The following is a 21,447-nucleotide window of genomic DNA, read 5'->3' as shown; positions in this document are numbered from 1 at the left end:
CCCCGCACGCCCGGAAGGGAACCAAGCATGACGACACGACGGACGGACGTCGCGGTGGTCGGCGGTGGCATCGTCGGGATCGCCTCCGCCTACGCCGCGGCACGCCGCGGCCACCGGGTCACCCTCTTCGAGCGCGACGAGCGCGCCGTCGGTGCCTCGATCCGCAACTTCGGGCTGCTCTGGCCGATCGGCCAGGCCGCCGACGTGTATCCACGGGCTCTGCGCGGCCGCGAGATCTGGCTGGACCTGCTCAAGCGCACCGATGCCTGGTATGCGGAGAGCGGTTCACTCCATCTGGCCCAGCACGCCGACGAACAAGACGTGCTCGAGGAGTTCCTCGCCACCACACCGGCCGCGGTCGAGAACGGCGCCCGCATGATTTCCCCCGCCGAGGTCGCCAAGCGCAGCGACACCGCGCGGACCGACGGGCTGCGCGGCGCGTTGTGGAGCCCGACCGAGGTCAACGTGGACCCCCGGCAGGCTATCCCGGCCATCACAGACCTGCTGGCCAGAGAGTTCCGCGTCGAGGTGGTCCATGGGGCCGCGGTCCGCGGCATCACCCTGCCCACCGTGTCGACCACTGCCGGGGACTGGTCGGCCGAGCGTGTAGTGGTCTGCAGCGGCAACGAGTTCCAGACCCTCTACCCGGAGGTCTACGCCGCCAGCGGCATCCTGCACTGCAAGCTGCAGATGCTCCGCACAGTGCGGCAACCCGCCGGCTGGACGCTCGGTCCCCCGCTGTGCGCCGGGCTGACCCTGCTGCACTACAAGTCGTTCGCCCACTGCACCAGCCTGGCGCCGCTGCGCGAGCGGTTCGCCGCCCAACTACCCGAGCAGCTCGCCCACGGCGTCCACGTCCTCGTCTCGCAGACAGCCGACGGCCAGGTCACGATCGGCGACAGCCACGACTACCGCATGACCCACGACCCGTTCGACAACGAGAGCGTGAACCAGACGATCCTCGACTACTTCGCGACGTTCGCCGCACTGCCCCGCCCCGAGATCGCCGAGCGCTGGCACGGCGTCTACCCATCGCTGCCCGACGGCGGCGTCGACCTGGTGGCATACCCCGAGCCGGGCGTCACCGTCGTGAACGGGCTGGGGGGCGCCGGCATGACCTTGTCGTTCGGGTTGGCCGAGGACATCCTCGCCGACCGGTGAGCCCACACCTGAAAGGCATATCGATTCCGCCGTCGCCGCGGCACATCGGGCCGGGCCCATCGCCAGGGTCGCCTACCTGCGCCGGGCGTGGCGGCTGCTCGCCGAACATCGCGACGACTTCACCGCCGTCATCACCCAAGAGCAGAGCAAGCGCACGTGAGGCCCACGGCGAGGTGGAACGGGCACTGGCCGTCCTGGAGTTCACCGCCGGCGAGGCCCGCCGACTCAAGGGTGTCACGACACCCGCCGATGAACCGCGCACGTTCGCGTGCACGTTCCGGGTGCCGATCGGGGTCGTCGGCCTGATCACGCCGTGAAACTTTCCGCCTCGTACAGGGCGACCAGCCGCCGGCGAGGCGCTGGTCGCGCACCCAGACGTCGCCGGCGTCTCCTTCACCGGATCCCTGCCTGTCCGCGCGGCGATCCAGGAGGCCGGAGCACGCCGGCTCCTGCGCACCCAGCTCGCCCGGACCTTCGAGGCGCTCGACCGGTTCGAGGCCGGAATGCTGCACGTCAACCGGCCGGGCGTTGGGGCGCGCGCACCTACCGCACTCCGGATCGAAGGCAGGCGTCGCAGTTCGGGCCGCCGGAGTGCTCACCACAGGTCTGGGACTTCCACACCGAGTGGCGATCGGCCTGCATCACCTACTGATTGCCTGCGGCGTGCCGTGAGGGTTAGCGTTGGTCATGCAGCTTAACCTCCACCGCCTGTGGATATTTCTGCAGGTAGTCGAGCAGGGAGGGTTCTCCGCGGCGGCTCAGAAGCTCTACATGAGCCAGCCGTCGGTCTCGGGGCAAGTGCACCAACTCGAGAAGTCGTTGCATGCCACACTGCTCGACCGGTCCGGGGCGCGGGTGCGGGCCACTGCCGAGGGCGAGGTACTGGCCGACTACGCGCGACGGATCTTCCTACTCGCCGACGAGGCTGTCACCGCGATCGAGCAGGTGCAGGGACTGATAGCAGGACGGATCACCATCGCCGGTACGACCACAGCCGGCACCTACCTGCTGCCGCCGCTGCTCACCCGATTCGTGCGCGAGCACCCGGGCCTCGAACACAGCCTTCAGGTCGGCAACGGCGAGCAGGTGCAACGCTGGCTGCTCGCCGGCGAGGTCGGGCTCGCTGTGCTCGCCGGTGAACCGTCAGCACCGCAGCTAGAGGTCGTGGCGATGTTCGGTGACCAACTGGTGCTGATCGCAGCCTCGGACCACCCGCTCGTCGGCCGCCCGGTCGACGCTGCCGAGCTTGCCAGGGAGCGTTTCCTCCTGCGCGAGTCCGGCAGCGCCACCCGCCAGTTGCAGGAAGCGGAACTCGCCCGATGGGGCCTGATCGAAGTCCCGACGAGCGACATATGGGGGCCCGAGACGATCAAGCAGGCGGTCAGCGCCGGAATGGGTCTGTGCCTGATCTCCGAGCACGCCGTGACGCGCGACGTCGCCCTCGGAGAGGTCGCGATCATCGACGTGCGACCCGCACCGTCTGCCCGGCCGATCGTCGTGGCCCATCGTCGTGACCGGCTGCTCTCACCCGCCGAGTTCGCCTTTCTGAGGCTGCTCGAGGAACAGGCGGACTGGCCGCACTGAGCTCGGCAACCGCGCGGCGGGCCGCGCCGCGGCCCTCAACCTGCAACCCTGATCGACCTCGGGCTCACCAGGACCCGGCGACATCTGGCTGCTGGCTCCCGGACTCGCCCAGACGACCAGGCGGATCCAACCACGCGGCCACCGGAACAAGATCTTCAGCGATCCTCTACAGCCCGTGTTCGGCACGATGGCGCTGGAAGAGCGCCAAGGCGGCAACAGAGGGCGCGTCCTTGAACCGACCCTCGGCGATGAGTCGCCACACCTCATCCTCTGAAAACCAGCGGCTGATCAGGCCCGCCTCCTCTTCATCAAGATCGGTTTCGCCAGCTGTGAGTTCCGTCGCGAGAAGGATGTGAAAGCCCTGGTCGCAGTAGCCGTACGCCTCGAACAGATGACCCAGCGGTGTCATCGCCCCAGCGCTCAACCCTGTCTCCTCTGCGAGTTCACCTCGCGCGAGAGCAAGCGGATCCGCGTCGGGCTGGTCCTCCCATGAGCCTTGGGGAAACTCCCAGTACCGGCCCCTGACCGCATACCGATACTGCTCGACCAGATGGAAGCCGCCGTCGGCGTAGGGGACGACAAGTGCGAAGTCAGGCTTCTCCACCACGCCGAAGACGCCCGTGGTACCGTCGCGCCGCAGGGTCTCGTCCTCGCGAACGCTCATCCAGCGGTTCGAATAGACGACGGAAGAGCTGGTAGCCACGAGTTCGTGGTCGGTCAACGCCGGGCGAGATGTCTCCATATGCACACAGAGACGCTAGCCGATCCCTGTGCGGTGCCAGAGCCCGCGTCGCATGGCGCTGCGTGACCCCTGTGCGTGATCATGCAGCTGTTCGGCTGTGACTGAGCGTCCTGGTTGGCGGACATCGCCAACCATGTGCTCGAGGCTCCCCGCGAAGACCTGCAGCGGAACGAGGGACTACGACCGATGACGCCGATATATCGAACCGGAAAATGGCGGCTCAGTCGTCGTGGGCGATGTGCATCAGCTGCCGCCACAGCAGCACCACGAACACCGCGGAGCCGGCGAAGGCGAACCAGAACGGCGCCGCGACACCGAAGCGGGTGGCCAGAACACCGCCGATCAGCGCGCCGACCACCAGACCGGCGTAGACGCAGATGGCGTTGACGCTGCCCACCCGGCCCTGCAGCTCGCGCGGGACCGCGCGCTGGCGGACGGTGACCGAGGTCGTGCCCCAAATGAATGCGTGCGCGCCGAAGACCAGGAAGATGCCCCCGGCGACCCACGGCGAATGGGTCAGGGCCAGACCCAAGTGGGTCAACGTTTCGATGATGAGCCCGATCCGCATCAGGGCACCGAGGCTCACTTTGCGGGTGATGGCCCCGTACAGGCCGGTGCCGATCAGTCCGCCGATCCCGCCGATGGTGGTCATCAGGCCGAAGCCGATGCCGCCGAGGCCGAGCTGCTCCTGGGTGTAGAGGACGAGAACCGACCAGGCGGCGCCGAACGTGAAGTTGAAGATCAGGATCGTGAGCGCCAGCGTGCGGACCGCCGCGTGCCGGATGGTCCAGCTGAACCCGGCGATGAGTTCCCGAACGGTGTCAGGCCTGGGATCGTCGGCCTGGCGGCCGTGCGGCGGCAACGTGATCCTGGAGACCAGGACGATCCCCGCCACCACCAGGAGCAGTTGGCCCGCGAACGGCCAGGTGTAGCCCAGGCCGAACAGCGCCGCGCCGATCGGCGGCCCGGCAAGCTGATTGAGGGTGATGAACCCCGTGCCCAGGCGGGCGTTGGCGATGACGAGATCGTCCTTGCCGACCATCATGGGCGTCAGCGTGGCCGTCGCGTTGTCGGCGAACACCTCGGCGATGGACCGGAGTGTGAGCGCCACCAGCGCCGTCACCACGGTCACCGTGCCGGTCACCATGAGCACGACGAGCGCCGCCAGCACCAGAGCTCGCGCCGCGTTCGCGACGAGCACGATCCTGCGCCGGTCGTGCCGATCCGACAGCACGCCCGCATACAGGCTGAACAGCAGCGGCGGCGCCCAGCTCACCAGGGCCGACAGCGAGATCATCAATGGATCGCGGGTCAACGTCGCGATCAGCAGCGGGCCTGCGGCGGCCGCGACCCCGTCACCGAGATTCGTCAGCCAGCTCGACGCCAGCAACCATCGGAATCCTGTCCCCAGCCTGGCAGGCAGGACCCTCTCCACCACTGTGATCACGAGCGCAAGACCATACGTTTCGGAGGGATCCGCGGCAACACGTTTTCGCGTCTTCCGAGGGGGCGGCGTCGACACGCCAGGGTCATCCTGAGGACGGTGAGGAAGGGCGAGGTTGTTCGACCGCCTTGGTCTCGTACGCCCTGAGCACCAGCGACGTGGTGACAGGCCCGAACCTGGCGATGCCGTCGACCACGGCCTCGAGGCGTTCCGCCCTCCTGGGACGAACCGGACGTGGGCGACTGGTGCCGAGCGATCGACCAGGCCGTCGGCGAGAGCGTGTCGGCGGACGTGCTGCCCATCGAAGGCTCCGCCGGTCACCTCAACTCCACCAGCCGGCTCGGCGCCTGGGGCTTCGGGCGTTCGCTGCTGACAGCCTTCAGCGCCGGCACCGGCCGCCCCTGACCGGCGCCACCGCCAGGGCCTTCCCCGCCCGGGTCAGAGGCTGTACGGCGTTGGCGATGAGTTTTCGCCGCCTCCCGGATCCATACAGGTATGCGGCAGATGCCGTAGCAGGTGGACACGGGAGAAGAAGCCGATGGGCAGGATGTTCGTGGTCCGTTACGAGACGGCGGCCGAGGCGGCCGAGGAGAACCAGCGCCTGGTGCGGCAGGTGTTCGCCCAGCTGAACGAGGACCGCCCTGACGGCCTGCGTTACGCCACTTTCCGGCTGGCCGACGGCGTGAGCTTCGTCCACGTCGGGATCGTCGAGGGCGAGACCAACCCGCTGATGGAGTCGGCCGCGTTCGAGGAGTTCCAGAAAGGGATCGGCGAGCGGCTGGCCGCTCCCCCGGACCGGTCCGACGCCACCCTGGTCGGCTCGTACCGCATCCTCGCTGACTGAGGTCCGCGACTGGCTGCTCATGGGCGCGTGGCGCGCTCATGAGCGGCCGCCCATGGTGGGGACGACCGACAAGACTGGGCATCCGCAAGGTGATGAGAGGAGCAGCAGTGTCATCAGCCGGCCAGCCACGGGTGGCGGCAGCGAGCCCGGGCGAGGGGGATTTCGGCAGGCTCACCGAACCGTTCCGGCGGGAGCTGCTGGCGCACTGCTACCGGATGCTCGGCTCGGTCCACGAGGCGGAGGACCTGGTCCAGGAGACCTATCTGCTGGCCTGGCGCGGCTACGGGGACTTCGAGGGACGGTCGTCGCTGCGCACCTGGCTGTACAGGATCGCGACCAGGGCATGCCTCAAGGCGCTGGAGCGCGGAGCCCGGCGCCCGCTGCCGTCCGGACTGGGCGCCCCCAGTGACGACCCGGAAGGCCCGCTGGATCCGCGACAGCCCGAGACACCGTGGCTGCAGCCCATCCCCGACACGTTGTTCGGCTCCGCACCGGCCGATCCGGCCGCCACTGTGGAATCTCGGCACACCATGCGGCTGGCCTTCATCGCAGCGTTGCAGCATCTGCCACCGAGACAACGCGCCGTGCTGCTGCTGCGTGATGTCCTCGCATGGCGAGCGTCCGAGGTCGCCGAGCTGCTCGGCTCCACGACGGCCTCCGTCAACAGCTCGCTCCAGCGCGCCAGGGCTCAGCTCGCCCGGGCGAACCCCGCCGAGGAGGAGATCGTGGAGCTCACCGACCCTCAGCAGCGCGCGCTGGCCGACCAGTACGCCACCGCCTTCGAGGACGCCGACATCGCCGCGCTGGTGCGGTTGCTGACCGAGGACGCGATCTTCGAGATGCCGCCGATCCCGACCTGGTTCGCCGGCCGCGAGCACGTCGGACGGTTCCTCGCCACCCGGCTGCGCACCCCCGGCGCCATGCGCATGATCCCCACCTCGGCCAACGGGCAGCCCGCTTTCGGGGTCTACCTGCGAGAAGAGGACGGTCGGCACCACGCGCACGCCATCCTGGTGCTGACCCTCACCGCCGCAGGGATCACGCGGATCACCATGTTCCACGACCCCGGCCTGTTCGGCGTGTTCGGCCTGCCGGACCACCCGCCAGGCTCCTGATCGACCGCACGGTAGAGAGGCACCGCAGGGTCCAGCGTCGCCCTTGGGTCCGCCGGAACCCTGGGCCGCAGGACCCAGCCGCCCGTGGGTGGATGCTGCGCGGACCGACCGGGCCTTGAGGATGCCGGTCGCGACGCCCAGTCCGGGCCCGGGGTTTCCGCGTCGCTCGAGAAGGTCTCGGATGAGTTCGCGCGACCTGCCGTCTCAGTACAGGTAGACGGTCCTCGACAGCTCCGCCGTCCACCCGATGGTCGCGGACTTCGGTCACACACACGACAAGGAAGGTACACATGGGTCCCCGCCAAGCCGCGCTGAGCCAGAGTAGGACGAATCTCGCCCTGGCCACGCTGTTCTTCGGAACGTTCGTGCTGGGCACCGCCGAACTGCTCGTGGTCGGCGTGCTGAACCTCATCGCCGCCGACCTCGAGGTCTCCATACCCGCGGCCGGCGCGCTGGTGACCGCCTACGCGCTGGGCCTGGCCGTCGGCGGTCCGATCCTGACCGCGCTGACGATCAGGCTGAACAAGCGGACCATCCTGATCGGCACGGTCGTCCTGTGCATCCTGGGCAACCTGGTCCCGGTGCTCGCCGCCGACTACGGACTGTTCATCACGGCGCGTGCCCTCACAGGGGCGCTCCATGGCCTGTTCGTCGCCGTCGCGTTCGTGGTGGGAATGTCGATCGTCCCGCCGGAGCGCATGGGACGGGCGATCTCCGCGGTCTTCTCCGGTTTCGCGGTGTCGGCCGCGCTGGGCATGCCGCTGGGCACGCTGGTCGGCCAGGCGCTCGGCTGGCGCGGCTCGTTCACCGCGGTCGTCACGCTCAGCTTGATCGCGCTGATCGCCACAGTGGCGCTGATCCCTTCGGTGCCCAGCACCGGCGGCGCGGGCGACCAGGCCGCGCACGCGTTCGCCCCGCGGGTGCTCGCCGTACTGTTCCTGAACTTCCTTGTGTTCGCCTCGCTGTACTCGGCGCTGACCTACATCGTGCCGTTCCTGGAAAGCGTCACGGGCATCTCCGGCGCGCTGATCAGCGCGTTCCTCCTGGCCTGATCATCGCCGTGATCGCCATCCCGGTCGCCTGGGCCACCAGCTTCCTGAAGCCGCCGGTGAGCGACGAGGCGCCGGAGCCGGCACCAGCGCCAACCGCCGAACCCGCGTAACGCCGGCTCCTCCGCGCGCGGCAGCCGCGAGGTGAGACACCCCACCGCCGAACGCCTGAAGTGACGCCTACCGTCGAGCGCGTCGCCGGTGGATCCGCAGGGCGGCTGCCGCGGCCCCGGCGCCGAGCGCGATCCCGCCCGCCAGGGCGGGCACCCAGTCGCCCAGCCGCACGTACGGCGTCTCCTCTGCGGACAGCGGCACGGCCACCACGAACGCGCCACGGTAGTCGGGCGGGAACCAGGCCAGCCGCCGGCCGCGCGCGTCGAACGCAGCGGAGGTGCCGTCCAGCTCGACCAGCACCGCGGGCCGGCCCGACTCGACCGCCCGCAGCGCCTCGAAGCTCGCCTGTTGCGCGTGCGCCCAGCTCCCGTGGAACGTCGTGAGCGACCCCTGCGTGATCGTCACGTCCACACCCCTGCGGGCCAGGCCGCGCCGCAGGTCGGGAAAGGTCGACTCGTACGAGATCAGCGGCCCCACCCGGCGGCCTGCCACCTCGAACACGGTCAGCCCCGCACCGGTGATCCGGTCCTTCTCGGCCGCCTCGGTATGCCCCGCGATCCAGCCGAGCACCGGCCGCAGCGGGATGTACTCGCCGAACGGGGCCAGGCGCTGCTTGACGTAGGTGTCCACGACCCCGTTCGGCGTGTACTGGTAGGCCGACTTGGCGATCCGGCCGGAGGAGTCCGCGGCGTCCACGTTCACCAGCAGGTCGGCGCCCACCTCGGCGGCTGCCCTGCGCAGCAGGCGGTCCACGTCAGGACGGCGGGCGGGATCGAGGCCGACGCTGCTCTGGCCCCAGACCACCACGTCGGGATCACGGCCGGCGAGCTCGCCGGTCAGCCGCAGGTGCGCGGCCACGCGCCGGTCCGGGCCTGGCACCGGGCCAGGCTGCACGCCCGCCACGCGCATGACACCCGTCACGACGGGCTCGGGCCGTACCAGCCCGGAGCAGGCGGCGAGCGCGGCCAGCGCCACGGCGGCTCCCCCGCCGGCCATCCGGGCGCGCGGGCTCGCGTCCTTGAGCATGGCGATCGCGAGCCCGGCGTTGACAGCGACCAGGGTGAAGCTGAGCAGCCACACCCCGCCGAGCGCGGCCAGCCCCAGCACCGGCCGCACCTGCCACTGGCTCGATCCGAGCAGCCCCCACGCCCCGCCGAGGTGCTGCCACGAACGCAACGCCTCGACGGCCACCCACACCGAGGGCAGCACCAGGAGCGCCACCCCCGCTCTGGCCGGTGAGACGCGCCGCAGCAACCCGTACGCGGCCAGCCCGAACGGCACCCACACCAGCCCGATGACCAGCACCGCCAGCGGCCAGAAGACCCCAAGGAACGGCAGCACCCAGTGGTGCAGCGTCCCGAAGAAACCCGCCGACGCCCACCAGCTCCGCCACCCCGCCTCACGGAACGTCCCCGCGCCTGCCACGAGGAGCAGGAACGGCACGAGGCCGAACCACGCCCACCACCAGACATTCACCGTGGGAAAGGCCAGGGCCAGGCACGCGCCGGTCAGGGCGGCAAGCAGGCGCGGGCCCCAGCGGCGCGCCACGCCGACGCGCTCGGCCGTGACGGTGACGGACGCGGTCGACACACCGTCCCGCTACCCCACCCTGCGGACGTCACCGCGCCTGTCGCCGCGCAGACCAGAAGCCGCGCCCAGGACGTGACTCTCGCATCGGCCGCGTGCGCTCACGCCCTGGCCGGCCTCAGCAACGGCACGTTCGCCGGAGACGCCCCTCCCAAGCAACCTATGTTGACTAGGTCGCAGGTAGTCAACTAGTGTTGCTTATATGTCCGCGACTGACATCCCCGCCCCTCAGGACCCCGCCGACGCGCTGGCGGCCGTGGTGGCGCTGCGCCGACTGGCCGACCAGCTGGAGGACGCCGCCGTCGAGCAGGCGATGCGCGCGGAGTGGAGCTGGCCGCAGGTCGCCGAGGCGCTCGGCGTGACCCGCCAAGCGGTCCACAGGAAGCACGCCAAGCGGCTCATCGCCGCAGGCGTCAAGCTGAGGAGACGTTCACCATGAACATGTTCGACACATATCTCCATACGATCATCATGGAGGGAGCGGTCGAGGCGCGGAGGCACGGATCGCCCACGGTCGAGGCGCAGCACCTCCTGCTGGCCGTCGCGGCGCAGGAGGGCACCACGCCGCAGCGCCTCCTGGCCTCCGCCGGCCTCGACCACCAGGCTGTCCTCGCCGCCCTCGACCGGGAGTTCGACCACAGCCTGAGCGCGGTCGGGGTGTCGCGCGCCTCCTTCGCCCTCCCCCGGTCGAGCACTCCGGTCACCCGCCTGCCCACCATGGGCGCGTCGGCCAAGCTCGCCCTTGAGCGCGGCTTCGCCTCCGGCCCCCGCAAGAAGGACCTGCGACCGGCGCACGTACTGCTCGGAATCCTGCAGGCCGAGGTCGGCACGGTGCCACGGGCCCTGGCCCTGGCCGGCGTCGACCGTACCGACCTGCTGACCCGGGTCCAGAACGCCATCGCCGACGGCACCGAGTAAGCCGGCACTCGCCGCAGCCTTCAGCGCCTCTCACCCCCTTGTCGGCACAGCCATGCCCGACCCCGCCTTTCTTCCATCCCCATGGAGACACGATGTCCCTGTTCCGTGCGCATACGGGCCTGCTCGCCGCCGCCCTGGCCGTGGCGGGAACCGCCATGATGACCACTGCCGCCTCCGCCGCCGACCGCGACAGAGGCCACGCCAAGATCCAGCGCGCGCTCGAGCAGGCCGTGGCCGACGGCGGCGGCCCCGGCATAGTCGCCGAGGTCAGACACGCCCACGCCGCACCCTGGTTCGGTACGGCAGGCGTGGCCGACATGACCACCGGACGCAGGCGCCAACCGGATGAGCACTTCCGCATCGGAAGCTTCACCAAGGCGTTCGTCGGCACGGTGGTCCTGCAACTGGCGGCCGAAGGCGCGCTGACCCTGGACGACACCGTGGCCACGTGGCTGCCCGGCATGGTGGAGGAGCACCTGGGCGCGGACGGCACCAAGATCGACCTCAGACAGCTGCTCAACCACACCAGCGGCCTGCCCGACGCCATCCCCGGCCAGGAGAGCCCGCGCCCCGAAGAGCCAGGGAGACGCTTCATCTACTCCAAGGTCAACTACATCCTCGCGGGAATGATCGTCGAGCATGCGACAGGCTCGACCCTCGCGGACGAGATCGAGCGCCGCATCTCCCGCCCGTTGCACCTGACGGGGACCTCCCTGCCGGGCACCGAGACGGCACTCCGCAGCCCTCACGCCCGCCACTACTCCAAGCAGGACGAGACCGGCAACGACACGGACGTGCACGACGTGACCGAGATCGACACGAGCTGGGCCGGGGCCGCCGGCGGCATGATCTCGACGACCTCGGATCTGCACCGCTTCCTGAGCGCCCTGCTCCGTGGCCGCCTCCTCCCACCCGCCCAGCAGAAGGAGATGTTCACCACCGTCTCGACGGAAGGCGCGGACTGGGTCCCGAACACCAGGTACGGCCTCGGCGTCTACTCCCAGGAACTACCGTGCGGGGTCACGGTCTGGGGAGGCGGCGGCTTCATCCAGGGCTCGACGACGTACGCGATGGGCGACCGTCAGGGCACCCACGCGCTGGTGAGCAACCTGAACGGCGACTGGAACGACTTCGTGGAGACCTTCGGCAAGCTCTTCGAGACGCGCTTCTGCCCGGCCTCATGACCCGTCCGAGGGCGCTGTGGCCACCGACTCCAGCAGGCGAGCACGCAGGCGACGGCACGGGTGACCGCCTGGCCAAGGCATGTGGGCACCGGTCAGGAACCGGGCTGGAATCGCTTCGCCCTCTCCACGCAGTCCGGGCAGACGGGCAGGTCGGCCGACCGGCCCACGGCCTCCGGCGTGGCCGGACGGAAGGAGCCGAGAGCGGTGAAGCCCGGCGGCAGGCCGGTCTCCGGATCGACCAGGAACGTCACGACCTCTCCCGGATCGAAGCTGAACTCCCGCTTGCACGCGTAACAGCGACCTGTCTCCACAGGCTCCAGCGTACGTTCCAGCCGATCAGCCGTCGCAAGGAAGAAGTCGGTGCGCGGCCGTCCGCTCACGAAGTGAGCCAGACCTCGGGAAGATCGTCTGTGCCAGCCCAGGCGATGTAGCCGTCGGGGCGGATCAGCAGCGCGTCGGCGGGTGGGTCGTCCGTGTGGGCGCGGACCACATCGACCCAGCCGGCGCCCTTCGGTCCCCCGCCGCCCAGGTCCAGGAGGACCGGCCTGCCGCCGCGCATCAGCTCGGCCACCCTGGTGGGCCCTGCCGGGGTGGTCAGGGGCAGGTCGGGGGCGAAGCGGCCAACCAGGGGATGGCCGGCTGCGCCGTACCGGATGTCGGAGCCCTGGAGCAGCTGCGCGAGGTGCCGCGCGGGGCCCTCGTAGGCGAACAGCTCGGTGAGCAGCTCGCGCAGCGCGTCGCCGTTCTCCCCCGCCAGGCCTTCCAGCGCCGCCTGGGCGCGGGTGTGGGCGAGAGTGTGCGCGCCGGCGGGCCGGCGCTCGGCGTCGTAGGTGTCGAGCAGGTCGTACGGCATGCGCCCGGCGAGGACGGCTGCCAGCTTCCAGCCGAGGTTGGCGGCGTCGGTCAGGCCGACATTGAGCGCCGAGCCGCCCGCGGGGAACAGGTGCGCGGCGTCCCCTGCCAGGAACACCCCGCCTTCGCGGTAACGGGAGGCGAGGCGGGCCTGTGAGACGGTGCTGGACAGCCAGATCGGCTCGCCGAGCGGGAGGCCGGAGCCCAGTACACGGTGCACCGCCGCCTCGAAGTCGGCCAGGGTCACGGGCCCCTCCGGCTCCTGACCGCGTTCGCGCACGCCCACGATGTGCACGCCCGGCTGCAACGAGGTGACGAGCAGGCGCCCTCGCGGGGTGCGGTTCCAGCCCTGCCGCAGGCCCAGGTGCTCGTACTGCTCGAACGGTCCCTTGAGGTCGGGCGTCGTGAAGTGGCCGAGCCGCAGCACCTCGTCGTCGGTGGTGCCGGGGAAGGAGATCCCGGCCTGTTCGCGCACCAGGCTGCGGGCGCCGTCGCAGCCGACCACGTACCTCGCCCGCAGCCGCTCGCCGGGCAGGTCGAGCGTGACGCCCTCCTCGTCCTGCGACAGGCCCAGCAGCTCGCGTCCCCGCCTGATCTCGGCGCCCAGCTCGACGGCGCGTTCGGCCAGCAGCCGCTCCAGCCGCGGCTGCTGGATCAGCACGACGCGCAGCGGCGGGTCGTCCAGCCCCGCAAAGCTCAGCGGCACGGCACCGAAGGGGAACCCCGGCGGGCGACCGGCGAACGAGCTGCCCTCGCTCAGCCGCTCCAGCAGCCCGCGGTAGTCCATGAACTGGACGATCTGCCCGCCCAGCCCGTTGGCCTTCGGCAGGTCGCCCTGCTCAGGCCGCTTCTCCAGCACGATCGGGCGCACGCCGGCCAGACCCAGCTCGCACGCCAGCATCAGGCCCACCGGGCCCGCTCCTACGATCACAACATCGTCCATGCCTGTCAGGCTAGCTTGACAGAATGCACGCTGTCAAGCTAGCCTGACGATGTGGAGCTGGAAGACCTTTCGGAACGCATCAAGTCGAACGACCCTGCGGTAGGCCTTCGGGCGGTGGGCGCCCTGCATCGGCTGGCCGAGCAGGTCGAGGCCGTGTCGGTCGCGCTCGCCAGGGAGCAGGGCTGGACGTGGGAGCAGATCGGCGACGCCCTCGGCATGTCCCGCCAGTCGGTGCACGCCAAGTACGGGAAGTGAGGACGCATGTTCGGCAGTGAGAAGAGCCCGTTCGCGGTGGCGATCAAAGCGGCGATGGACGAGGCCAGGCAGCGCGGCGACCGACGTCTGGGCACCGAGCATCTCCTCCTGGGCCTGCTGCGGGACCCGGCAGGGCCGCCGGCGAGGGCGCTCGGCGTGGGCGTGGCGGACGCCAGGGCGGCGCTCGACGCGCTCGACGGCGCGGCGCTGCGGGCGATCGGCATCGACGTCGGGCAGGCGCCGCAGAGCAGGCCGCGCAAGCACCCTCCGGTGCCCGGCACCGCGCTGACGACGAGTGCGAGGGCGGCGATCAACCAGGCCGTCAAGTCCACCAGGAGGCGCGACCGCGACGCGGAGGGGCCCAGCCAGCTGCTACTGGCCCTGCTCGCGCAGTCCCGCCCCGATCCGGTCGCCGAGCTCATCGACGAGCTGGGCGTCGACCGGACGGCAGTCCGCACGCGACTGGCCGCCTGAACACGCACTCATGGCGCCCAGGGCAGCGGGTCGTGGGCCTCATGGAGGAGGCAGGCCGTCGATCCCATGCTGCCGCACACGCTCGTGGCCGGCGTGGACCCCTGGGTTGCCGAAGACGTCGGCTACTACCTCACGCAGGAAGAGGAGGAGCACCTCACGGTTCTCGACGTCTCCGGAGATGGTCGAGAAGATCCGGGACGAGTTCGGATCAAGGTCCGCGGGAAGGATCGCACGACCCGGTCACCCATGGCTTCACCAGGGGTTTCGTTACCTGCTGTGGTGGTGTTCCCGTGCTTCGATCTGAGCCTGAGGTGCGTCCGGATTCGCGAAGGCGGGGCCGCGAGTGATGACTGGAAGCATGCACACGCTCGCCAGCGTCAGCGTGGGTGTGGCCGCGGCGCAGTTCTGGCGCAGCACAGGAAAGGCAGCAGGTGGGACTCCTGAATGGTTCTCCCACTGGATCATCGGTTTCCTCGCAGGAGTGGGCGGTTTCCTGATGGCGTTCGCCCTCCTCTGGGAGCGGTGGCAGGACCAACAGCGAATCTTCGAGTCGCCGCGTCGGGACGAATGCCGCCCGGCTGGACAGCGACGTGATCCGGGACTCGTATCGTGCGCAGAACCAGCCCGCCTACAACTTGTCCTCTTCCAGGGCCTGTTCTGAGTTCGGATCTTCAGTGGAGTGAGGGGTAGGGATCCAGCGCTCGGAGAGTGATGGCGAAGAGAGGAACGACCAGGGCGAGGAGCTGGACCGCGGCCAAGACTCTGAAGCGGCGGCGCCACGCCCACACGGCGCTCGCCAGCATGATCACGGCCACGCCCCCGAACGACCAGAAGGTCACCACTGTTCGGAAGTCCATCTCGGCGACCCATTCGGCGAGGGTCGGATCCCCGCCTGCGCACCACACGTTTGCCCCGTCGCACAACTTGCCCCGCAGGTACGCGCCCGCCACGATCCGGCCCGCCAGCAGTATGAGCAGCATGTCGGCGACGAGGACGGCCAGGGGCGGTATCCCCCGCCGGACGAGCCTGAGCACGATGTCCACGCCGCGAGCATAGGGACACGCTGCACCCAAGATCCCGATGATCATAGAAAAGGCGGCGAACCTCCATCAGATCTCCACAACCGGGATACCCGTTCGCGCTTCCGACGACCACGGCTTCGTCCACAACGCGCTGCCGCAGGAACCCGACGGCCGTTTCTCCCGCCAGGTGCCTGACCGATCGCCGGGAGCTCAGTGGCCGGCGATCACCGTCTTGAGCGCGACGAGGGCCAGGCCGAGGACGAGGTTGGCGACGCCGGAGACGATGACGACCCGCGTGGAGGCGTGGATCCTGACCGCGGCGGTGACGGCCCAGGCCATCTGGCCGGCCACCGCGACACACAACGCCACCCAGGCCGAGACCACGTCGGACATGCCCAGTCCGGAGGCGAAGGCGGCCGCTATGGCCGGCGGGAACGACGCCTGGGCCAACGGCCACTCGTGCCGGGCGACCGTACGCACGTTACGCCAGCTCAGGGGTTTGGCGGGATATCCGTGGCTCACGACCTGGGCGTAGACGTGGGTGAGCCAGAACACCACCCCCGTGCAGATCAGCAGGACGATGAGCTCACCGGCCGAAGGCGGTCCGCCCTCCGCGGTGGAGCCGACGACCACGGAGGCCGCCAGCAGCGAGCCGTACACGGCGCCCGCGTACTCCACCCGCTCCGGCGCCGCAGCCATCTCATGCGCGTTCATGACAGCAGTGTCCTTCACGCCCACCGGTGACCCCGTCAGGCTTGCCGTCGAGGCGAACGAGAGACCAAACATGCGCCCAACGCCCGGTCCCTAGTGTCCATGAGGGCTGCCCATCCCAGTTCGGCGGCCACGAGCGAGACCGGAGAAGACATGAGAATGAGACCGGCCCTGGGACGCACCGCTCTGGCGACAGCCGCGGCAGCCGCGCTGACAGCAGCGATGGTGACACCTTCGCAGGCAGACGCCTCCGCGGTGACCTACTTCACCCTTAAGAACCAGGACTCTGGCCTCTGCCTGGACAGCAACCTCAACGGCTCGGTCTACACCATGAGCTGCAACGGCGGGCACTACCAGCAGTGGCGTTTCGTCGACGGTCAGACCACCAGGCAGAAGCTCTACAAGAATCGTGCGACAGGGCTCTGTCTCATCAACTACATACAAGATGGCGTCGAGACCGGCACCTGCGACGCCACCTGGTGGAAGCAGAACTGGGACAGCTACTCAGACGGCCGAATCGTGTGTGTCACGAGTTCAGGCGTCCACTGGACGTTGTACGACAAGAGAAACAGCACAGGCGTGTTCACGACCAGCGGTTCCGTCAACCCCCTGTCGGCGGCGAAATGGACCCGCAGGAACGTCTGAGTCCCGGCCTGGGTACGCCAGGACGGGGGCAACGACGGTCGCGGTGTTCGGGAAGCCGTGTCCAACGCCGCCGAATCCGTGTACCGCTCCCCGTGAAGGCCGCCGAAGCGGTCTTCTGCCCCAAGGACTGGCAGGTGGGCCTGACCCGCGAGCAGACCGGCGTAGGCCTCCTCGGCGTTCGACAGGGCCTGCGGCGATGCGCTGGACGGCCATCACTCGGCCGTCACCGGAGTGCGCGGCCTGTTCTCAATCCACGTCGACGTTGTCGAGGAATCGAAGGAGACGTGAGAGCACGCGGATGCAGACGGCGACCTCGGCGTCGTTCAGGTCGCCGCCTAGCTGACCCAGCACCGCGCGCTCGCGCTCGATGACGGCGGTGATGGCGGCTCGGCCCGGTTCGGTCAGCCGGATGAGCGAGGACCTCTTGTGCGCCGGATTGGGGACGAACTCCACCAGATGTCGCGCGGCCGCGTCGTTGATCATGCGCTGGACGAACTGGCGACTCAACGCCTGGGCCCTGCCCATCTGGGGGACGGTCATGGGCCCGTGCTCGCGGAGCATGTTGAGCACGGCCCGCACCCCGACCGACAGCCCCTCGATGGGCGCGTCCTGTTCCACCTTGCGCTGGGCGCGCCGGTACAGCGGCCCTACCAGGTCGAACACCTCGACTAGCCGGTCGGTCAGCTCGTCGGACACCGGGCCACGTTCTGTCTCGCTCTCGCCCACCCCACCATGATGACATCTGAGTTGTCATTTCCAGCCCGACAATGACACCTTAGTTGTCATGAATGATCTGTTCTGGCTCGACACCGGCACCGGCCGCCCCCTCGTCCTGCTGCACGGCGGCTTTCTCGACCACCACATGTGGGACGACCAGATCCCGCACTTCGCCTCCCGATACCGCGTCATCGCGCCCGACGCCCGCGGCCACGGCCGGTCCGCCAACGCCGCCGAGCCGTACCGGCTCACCGACGACCTCGCCGCGCTGCTGACCCACCTGGACACCGGCCCCGCCGTCCTCGTGGGTGTCTCCATGGGCGCGAGCACCGCGGTCGACACCGCGCTGGAGCACCCGGAACTGGTCAGCGCCGTGGTCGTCACCGGCGCAGGGACCAGCGCGCCGTACTTCGCCGACCCCTGGACCAACCAGGTCTGGACCACCTGGCACGCGGCGATGGCCGCCGGAGATCTGGACGCCTCGGTCGAGGCGTTCACCCTCTTCGCCGCGGGCCCACAGCGCGCCCTCGACGACCTCGACCCCGCATTCGTCGACCTCCAGCGGCGGATGGCCAGGGGCACCATGTCCAAGCACACCAAGGACGAACCCAACCTGCTCGTCCCGGTGAGTGAGACATGGGAACGCGTCGCCACGATCGACGTTCCCGTGCTGGCCGTCAACGGCGCCATCGATTCGCCCGACCACATCGGCATGGCCGAGCGCCTCACCCGCACGGTCGCCAACGGCCGCGCAGTCTCGATCGACGGGACCGCCCACTACCCCAACATGGAGCGCCCGGACGTCTACAACGAGATCCTCGAAGACTTCCTGCGCACCTTGTGACCCCCCGGCAGGTGCGGCCGCGTGAGGGCGGTGGCCTGGTGGTGGTCGCCTCGCTCCCTCGTGTCCGCCACAGAGACCGTCAGACGGGCAGGGCATCGGCGGTGGGCACCACCAGGCCGAACAGGTCACCGATCGTGGTCAGGGCGGCGTCGTGCAGGGTGTCGGCGGGCAGCAGCGCGCCGTCGGGGCCGGAGAGCGGGCGGGTGGCGCAGGCGTCGGCGACGACGGTGGGGTGGTAGCCCTGGTTGAACGCTCCCTGTGCGGTGAAGGTGACGCACATGTGAGTCATGAAACCCGCCAGGATCAGGTCGGGTCCGGCGTTCAGGTCCTTCAGGACCTGCTGCAGGTCGGTCTGGTGGAAGGCGTCGGGGAACGCCTTGACCACCACCGGTTCGCCGTCGCGCGGTGCGACCTGCGGGCTGACGGCCCCGATCTCGGCCCGGACGTCGTAGGGAGTGCCGGGACCGCCGTCGTTGACGACGTGGATGACGTGGGCTCCGGCGGCGCGGGCGCGTTCCAGCAGGCGGGCTCCGGCCGCAAGGGCCCGATCGGCGTCGGGCAGGGCCATGACGCCGGTGCGGTAGGTGTTCTGGTAGTCGATCAGGACGAGGGTGGAGTCGGCCAGGCGCGCGGGGCCGGTGGGCAGGCCGCTGACCTGGCGGAGGGTGGGCGAGGCGACGGTGCTCATGGTGGGTTTCCTTTCGGTCTTCCGGGCATGCTCGCGCCGCCGTCGGGCGGACGGCGAGCAAGTGAAGGGGGTCAGGCCACCGTGTGGAAACGGCGGCGGTAGGAGCCTGGGCCGGTGCCCAGGCGGCGGCGGAACGCGCGGTGCAGGGTCTCCACCGAGCCGAGCCCGCTGTCGGCCGCCACCTGCGGCAGCGGCAGGTCGGTGGCCTCCAGCAGTCGTCGCGCGATCTCCACGCGGGCGGACTCGATGTAGGCGGCAGGGGTGGTGCCGGTCTGCTGCCGGAACACCCGGGTGAACTGGCGTTGGCTCAGCCCCATCCGAGCCGCCAGCTCTGTGGTGGTGAGCTCCTCGGCGAGATGCTCGGCGATCCACAGGCGCAGGTCGTCGATGTCGCGGCGACCCAAGGCGGCATGGGCAAGGGGGACGCTGAACTGGCTCTGACCGCCTTGGCGTTTGAGGTACATGACCAGTTCGCGGGCCACCGCCAGAGCCGCCTCCTCCCCATGGTCCTCGGCCACCAGCGCCAGCGTCAGGTCCAGGCAGGCGCTGATGCCCGCGCCCGTCCAGACCCGGCCGCTGGACCGCACGAAGATCGGGTCGGGGTCGACCGTGACGTTCGGGTGGTCGGCGGCCAGTTGCGCGGCGGTGGACCAGTGCGTGGTGGCGGTCAGGCCGTCCAGCAGCCCGGCCTCGGCCAGGATGTGCGCGCCGACGCACACCGACGCCACGCGGCGCGTGGCGGGAGCGATCCGCCGCACCCACGCCACCACCTCGGGGTCCGTCAGCGCGCGCGGCCCGTCGGGGGTGACGTCCACGGCGCCGGGGACCAGCAGGGTGTCCACCTGGTCGCCCACCTCGTCGAACCTCAGGTCGGCGAGCAGCCGCACCCCGGCGGCCGTGGTGACGGGGCCGCCCTGGGGTCCGGCGAGCCGCACGTCGTACAGGGCGCGGCCACCGATCCGGTTGGCAAGGGCGAACACCTCGGCCGGACCGGTGACGTCGAGCAGGTCGACGTTCGGGAAGAGCGCGATGACGACGCGGTGCGCGGTGGACATGACCCCGATTGTCACCGACCCCTCAGGATGACCGCAACGACAGTTATCTGTCACATACGGACATCTCTGCAGCCCTTCCGCGGCCGGCGCACCCAACGCCCCTCAGCGGCGGTCCTGGCAGGCCGGCGCGGGAGTCGTCGGGCCGGAACGTGGGAGAGATCACGGTCGCGAGCCGCGATCGCAAAGAGCTGGTCGCGGCGTGGAACGTCGCTGGACGACGACTGGTCTACACCGCCTCGACCTTCTTGCGGGGGAATTCCGCCTCGCTCATTCGAAGCCGACGACTTCGGTGACGAGTTCACGCCGGAGCTGCGTGAGAGGGAGCGGCAGTTGCGCGCCCAGACCGAGGGGAGCGTGCAGCCGTGACCGCGGCGGGCACCGACGTCAAGCGGACCATCGAGGCCGTCTGGCGACGATCGCGAAGAGCTGCTCAGGGCTTGGGTTGCCGCAGGTCCAGATCGAGCCGTCCGTCGGACGTGCGTCCGCGGCCGTTCCTGCCTCCGGCGACGTGCGCCTGCGCCGTGCAGAGCGCTGTGGTCAGCCAGAACTCCATTGATCTCTACCTGAAACAGAATCTCGCACTTCAAAAATGAGAAGTAAATGGCTAGGATCGGGACCTCACGACGACCGGGAGGCACGATGGCAAGGCTGGAGGTCGGCTACCTGATGCCGACGCACGACCAGACCATCCTGGGCGAGCACGAGCCGGAGCGGCTCGTCGTCCAGGCGCGGCGGGCAGAGAAGCTCGAGCTGGGCTCGGTCGGGGCCCAGACCGCCGAGGGGGTCGTTCGCCGGTGACCACGTTCGTTCTCGTCCACGGTGCCTGGCACGGCCCATGGGCATGGGACCGGGTCGTCCCCCTGCTGCACGCCGCCGGGGCACGCACGCTCACCCCCGACCTCAGCACCGCGGGGGATCACGGGCTGCACGACCACGCCGAGGCGATCGTCGCCGCCGTCGACTCCGTTGGCGGCGAGGAAGAGCTGGTGCTGGTCGGGCACAGCTACGCGGGCCTGGTCGTACGGCAGGCCGCCGACGCGCGGCCCGAGGCCGTCGACCACGTCGTTCTGGTGGACGGGTGGGCAGGGGCCGACGGCGCCGGCATGTTCAGCCTGGCTCCCGACGCCTTCGTCGAGGCCGTCCGTGCGGCAGCCGAGACGCTCGGGGACGGATGGCGGATCCCGGCCCCGCCCCCTGCGGCGTTCGGCATCGTCGACGGCGACGACGCGGCCTGGCTGGCCGCGCGCCTGCTCCCGCAGCCGCTGCGCACGTTCACCGAGCGGACCCGCCTGAGCGGGGCCGTCGACCGGATCCCAGGAACGGCCGTCTACTGCAGGCCGCAGACCTACCCCTTCGACCGGTTCGGCGCAGCCGTCGGATACCGGACGCTCGCCCTGGACGGCCCGCACGACGTGATGCTCACCCGCCCCGAGCCACTCGCCCGGATACTCCTGGAAACTCGTTCATTCAACAACGGGAAGCTCGAAGTTTAAGATGTT

General features: G+C 69.9%; 27 protein-coding genes and 1 pseudogene. 17 read left to right on the top strand and 11 right to left on the bottom strand.

What is annotated here, in order from left to right; genetic code table 11:
• Positions 1-27: 27 nt before the first annotated feature.
• The 4 genes and pseudogenes from ABFX55_RS10425 (at position 28) to ABFX55_RS10415 (ending at position 2,745) form a co-directional block, all read left to right on the top strand.
• Entirely contained in the window at positions 28-1,161 is a 1,134-nt protein-coding gene (locus ABFX55_RS10425) for a TIGR03364 family FAD-dependent oxidoreductase (RefSeq protein ID WP_346119933.1), read from the top strand.
• On the top strand, positions 1,158-1,478 hold the full coding sequence (locus ABFX55_RS10420; protein WP_346119932.1) for an aldehyde dehydrogenase family protein: 321 nt from the start codon (positions 1,158-1,160) through the stop codon (positions 1,476-1,478). The genes ABFX55_RS10425 and ABFX55_RS10420 overlap by 4 nt, the downstream gene beginning before the upstream one ends.
• A gap of 36 nt (positions 1,479-1,514) precedes the next feature.
• Positions 1,515-1,859, top strand: a pseudogene (locus ABFX55_RS49765) (hypothetical protein); the annotation flags it as partial.
• Entirely contained in the window at positions 1,849-2,745 is an 897-nt protein-coding gene (locus tag ABFX55_RS10415; RefSeq protein ID WP_346119930.1) for a LysR substrate-binding domain-containing protein, read from the top strand. The pseudogene ABFX55_RS49765 and the gene ABFX55_RS10415, both read left to right, overlap by 11 nt.
• 166 nt (positions 2,746-2,911) lie before the next feature.
• Here ABFX55_RS10415 and ABFX55_RS10410 read toward each other — a convergent pair whose 3' ends face one another.
• Positions 2,912-3,487, bottom strand: coding sequence for an NUDIX domain-containing protein (locus tag ABFX55_RS10410; RefSeq protein ID WP_346120122.1), 576 nt, complete (start codon positions 3,485-3,487; stop codon positions 2,912-2,914).
• A 220-nt stretch (positions 3,488-3,707) separates the two neighbouring features.
• Positions 3,708-4,934, bottom strand: a complete 1,227-nt coding sequence (locus tag ABFX55_RS10405; RefSeq protein WP_346119929.1) for an MFS transporter — start codon at positions 4,932-4,934, stop codon at positions 3,708-3,710.
• A 231-nt stretch (positions 4,935-5,165) separates the two neighbouring features.
• Between ABFX55_RS10405 and ABFX55_RS10400 the strand changes: the two genes are divergently transcribed.
• The 4 genes from ABFX55_RS10400 (at position 5,166) to ABFX55_RS10385 (ending at position 7,942) form a co-directional block, all read left to right on the top strand.
• The gene (locus ABFX55_RS10400) at positions 5,166-5,336 is read left to right on the top strand and encodes a hypothetical protein (RefSeq protein WP_346119927.1); all 171 of its coding nucleotides are present in this window, start codon (positions 5,166-5,168) and stop codon (positions 5,334-5,336) included.
• Positions 5,337-5,469: 133 nt separating this feature from the next.
• Positions 5,470-5,775: a hypothetical protein gene (locus ABFX55_RS10395; RefSeq protein WP_346119925.1), complete on the top strand. Its 306-nt coding sequence runs from the start codon at positions 5,470-5,472 to the stop codon at positions 5,773-5,775.
• Positions 5,776-5,882: 107 nt separating this feature from the next.
• A complete protein-coding gene (locus ABFX55_RS10390) occupies positions 5,883-6,890 on the top strand; it encodes a sigma-70 family RNA polymerase sigma factor (protein WP_346119923.1) in 1,008 nt (335 codons plus the stop codon).
• Positions 6,891-7,180: 290 nt separating this feature from the next.
• On the top strand, positions 7,181-7,942 hold the full coding sequence (locus ABFX55_RS10385; RefSeq protein WP_346119921.1) for an MFS transporter: 762 nt from the start codon (positions 7,181-7,183) through the stop codon (positions 7,940-7,942).
• A gap of 177 nt (positions 7,943-8,119) precedes the next feature.
• Here ABFX55_RS10385 and lnt read toward each other — a convergent pair whose 3' ends face one another.
• Positions 8,120-9,643, bottom strand: a complete 1,524-nt coding sequence (gene lnt, locus ABFX55_RS10380; protein ID WP_346119919.1) for an apolipoprotein N-acyltransferase — start codon at positions 9,641-9,643, stop codon at positions 8,120-8,122.
• 199 nt (positions 9,644-9,842) lie between these two features.
• On the opposite strand from lnt, the gene ABFX55_RS10375 reads away from it, so the two are divergent.
• The 3 genes from ABFX55_RS10375 to ABFX55_RS10365 all read left to right on the top strand — a co-directional run bounded on the left by ABFX55_RS10375 (position 9,843) and on the right by ABFX55_RS10365 (position 11,742).
• Positions 9,843-10,079, top strand: a complete 237-nt coding sequence (locus ABFX55_RS10375) for a hypothetical protein (protein WP_346119917.1) — start codon at positions 9,843-9,845, stop codon at positions 10,077-10,079.
• On the top strand, positions 10,076-10,558 hold the full coding sequence (locus tag ABFX55_RS10370) for a Clp protease N-terminal domain-containing protein (RefSeq protein ID WP_346119915.1): 483 nt from the start codon (positions 10,076-10,078) through the stop codon (positions 10,556-10,558). Before ABFX55_RS10375 ends, ABFX55_RS10370 begins: the two co-directional genes overlap by 4 nt.
• Before the next feature lie 92 nt (positions 10,559-10,650).
• Positions 10,651-11,742, top strand: a complete 1,092-nt coding sequence (locus ABFX55_RS10365; RefSeq protein WP_346119913.1) for a serine hydrolase domain-containing protein — start codon at positions 10,651-10,653, stop codon at positions 11,740-11,742.
• 92 nt (positions 11,743-11,834) lie between these two features.
• On the opposite strand, the gene ABFX55_RS10360 is transcribed toward ABFX55_RS10365, so the two are convergent.
• Both ABFX55_RS10360 and ABFX55_RS10355 read right to left on the bottom strand, forming a co-directional pair.
• Positions 11,835-12,053: a hypothetical protein gene (locus ABFX55_RS10360; RefSeq protein ID WP_346119911.1), complete on the bottom strand. Its 219-nt coding sequence runs from the start codon at positions 12,051-12,053 to the stop codon at positions 11,835-11,837.
• Positions 12,054-12,118: 65 nt separating this feature from the next.
• Entirely contained in the window at positions 12,119-13,537 is a 1,419-nt protein-coding gene (locus ABFX55_RS10355) for an FAD-dependent monooxygenase (RefSeq protein ID WP_346119909.1), read from the bottom strand.
• 51 nt (positions 13,538-13,588) lie between these two features.
• Here ABFX55_RS10355 and ABFX55_RS10350 point away from each other — a divergent pair, with 51 nt between their 5' ends.
• Both ABFX55_RS10350 and ABFX55_RS10345 read left to right on the top strand, forming a co-directional pair.
• Complete coding sequence (locus ABFX55_RS10350) at positions 13,589-13,792, top strand: helix-turn-helix domain-containing protein (protein WP_346119908.1); 204 nt, start codon at positions 13,589-13,591, stop codon at positions 13,790-13,792.
• Between the two features lie 6 nt (positions 13,793-13,798).
• The gene (locus ABFX55_RS10345) at positions 13,799-14,266 is read left to right on the top strand and encodes a Clp protease N-terminal domain-containing protein (protein WP_346119906.1); all 468 of its coding nucleotides are present in this window, start codon (positions 13,799-13,801) and stop codon (positions 14,264-14,266) included.
• Between the two features lie 671 nt (positions 14,267-14,937).
• On the opposite strand, the gene ABFX55_RS10340 is transcribed toward ABFX55_RS10345, so the two are convergent.
• Together ABFX55_RS10340 and ABFX55_RS10335 are read right to left on the bottom strand one after the other, a co-directional pair.
• Entirely contained in the window at positions 14,938-15,309 is a 372-nt protein-coding gene (locus ABFX55_RS10340; protein WP_346119905.1) for a hypothetical protein, read from the bottom strand.
• A 189-nt stretch (positions 15,310-15,498) separates the two neighbouring features.
• A complete protein-coding gene (locus tag ABFX55_RS10335) occupies positions 15,499-16,002 on the bottom strand; it encodes a hypothetical protein (protein WP_346119903.1) in 504 nt (167 codons plus the stop codon).
• Between the two features lie 156 nt (positions 16,003-16,158).
• Between ABFX55_RS10335 and ABFX55_RS10330 the strand changes: the two genes are divergently transcribed.
• The gene (locus ABFX55_RS10330; protein ID WP_346119901.1) at positions 16,159-16,644 is read left to right on the top strand and encodes an RICIN domain-containing protein; all 486 of its coding nucleotides are present in this window, start codon (positions 16,159-16,161) and stop codon (positions 16,642-16,644) included.
• A gap of 246 nt (positions 16,645-16,890) precedes the next feature.
• On the opposite strand, the gene ABFX55_RS10325 is transcribed toward ABFX55_RS10330, so the two are convergent.
• Entirely contained in the window at positions 16,891-17,340 is a 450-nt protein-coding gene (locus ABFX55_RS10325) for a MarR family winged helix-turn-helix transcriptional regulator (RefSeq protein ID WP_346119900.1), read from the bottom strand.
• An 88-nt stretch (positions 17,341-17,428) separates the two neighbouring features.
• Here ABFX55_RS10325 and ABFX55_RS10320 point away from each other — a divergent pair, with 88 nt between their 5' ends.
• Positions 17,429-18,205 carry an alpha/beta fold hydrolase gene (locus tag ABFX55_RS10320; protein WP_346119898.1) on the top strand — a complete coding sequence of 259 codons (777 nt, stop codon included), beginning with the start codon at positions 17,429-17,431 and terminating at the stop codon, positions 18,203-18,205.
• A 79-nt stretch (positions 18,206-18,284) separates the two neighbouring features.
• Here ABFX55_RS10320 and ABFX55_RS10315 read toward each other — a convergent pair whose 3' ends face one another.
• The 3 genes from ABFX55_RS10315 to ABFX55_RS10305 all read right to left on the bottom strand — a co-directional run bounded on the left by ABFX55_RS10315 (position 18,285) and on the right by ABFX55_RS10305 (position 20,501).
• Positions 18,285-18,893, bottom strand: a complete 609-nt coding sequence (locus ABFX55_RS10315) for a cysteine hydrolase family protein (protein WP_346119896.1) — start codon at positions 18,891-18,893, stop codon at positions 18,285-18,287.
• Positions 18,894-18,964: 71 nt separating this feature from the next.
• Complete coding sequence (locus ABFX55_RS10310) at positions 18,965-19,948, bottom strand: GlxA family transcriptional regulator (protein WP_346119894.1); 984 nt, start codon at positions 19,946-19,948, stop codon at positions 18,965-18,967.
• Between the two features lie 430 nt (positions 19,949-20,378).
• Positions 20,379-20,501, bottom strand: coding sequence for a hypothetical protein (locus ABFX55_RS10305; protein ID WP_346119893.1), 123 nt, complete (start codon positions 20,499-20,501; stop codon positions 20,379-20,381).
• An 86-nt stretch (positions 20,502-20,587) separates the two neighbouring features.
• On the opposite strand from ABFX55_RS10305, the gene ABFX55_RS10300 reads away from it, so the two are divergent.
• Positions 20,588-20,746 (top strand): hypothetical protein, encoded by a 159-nt coding sequence (locus tag ABFX55_RS10300; RefSeq protein ID WP_346119891.1) that lies wholly within the window; start codon positions 20,588-20,590, stop codon positions 20,744-20,746.
• Entirely contained in the window at positions 20,743-21,441 is a 699-nt protein-coding gene (locus ABFX55_RS10295; protein ID WP_346119889.1) for an alpha/beta fold hydrolase, read from the top strand. The genes ABFX55_RS10300 and ABFX55_RS10295 overlap by 4 nt, the downstream gene beginning before the upstream one ends.
• Positions 21,442-21,447: the final 6 nt, after the last annotated feature.

The sequence above is a fragment of the Nonomuraea roseola genome (assembly GCF_039535395.1).
Taxonomy (GTDB): Bacteria; Actinomycetota; Actinomycetes; order Streptosporangiales; family Streptosporangiaceae; genus Nonomuraea; species Nonomuraea roseola.
The sequence above is the reverse complement of the archived record's forward strand: the minus strand, read 5'-3'. Positions and strand labels throughout refer to the sequence as shown.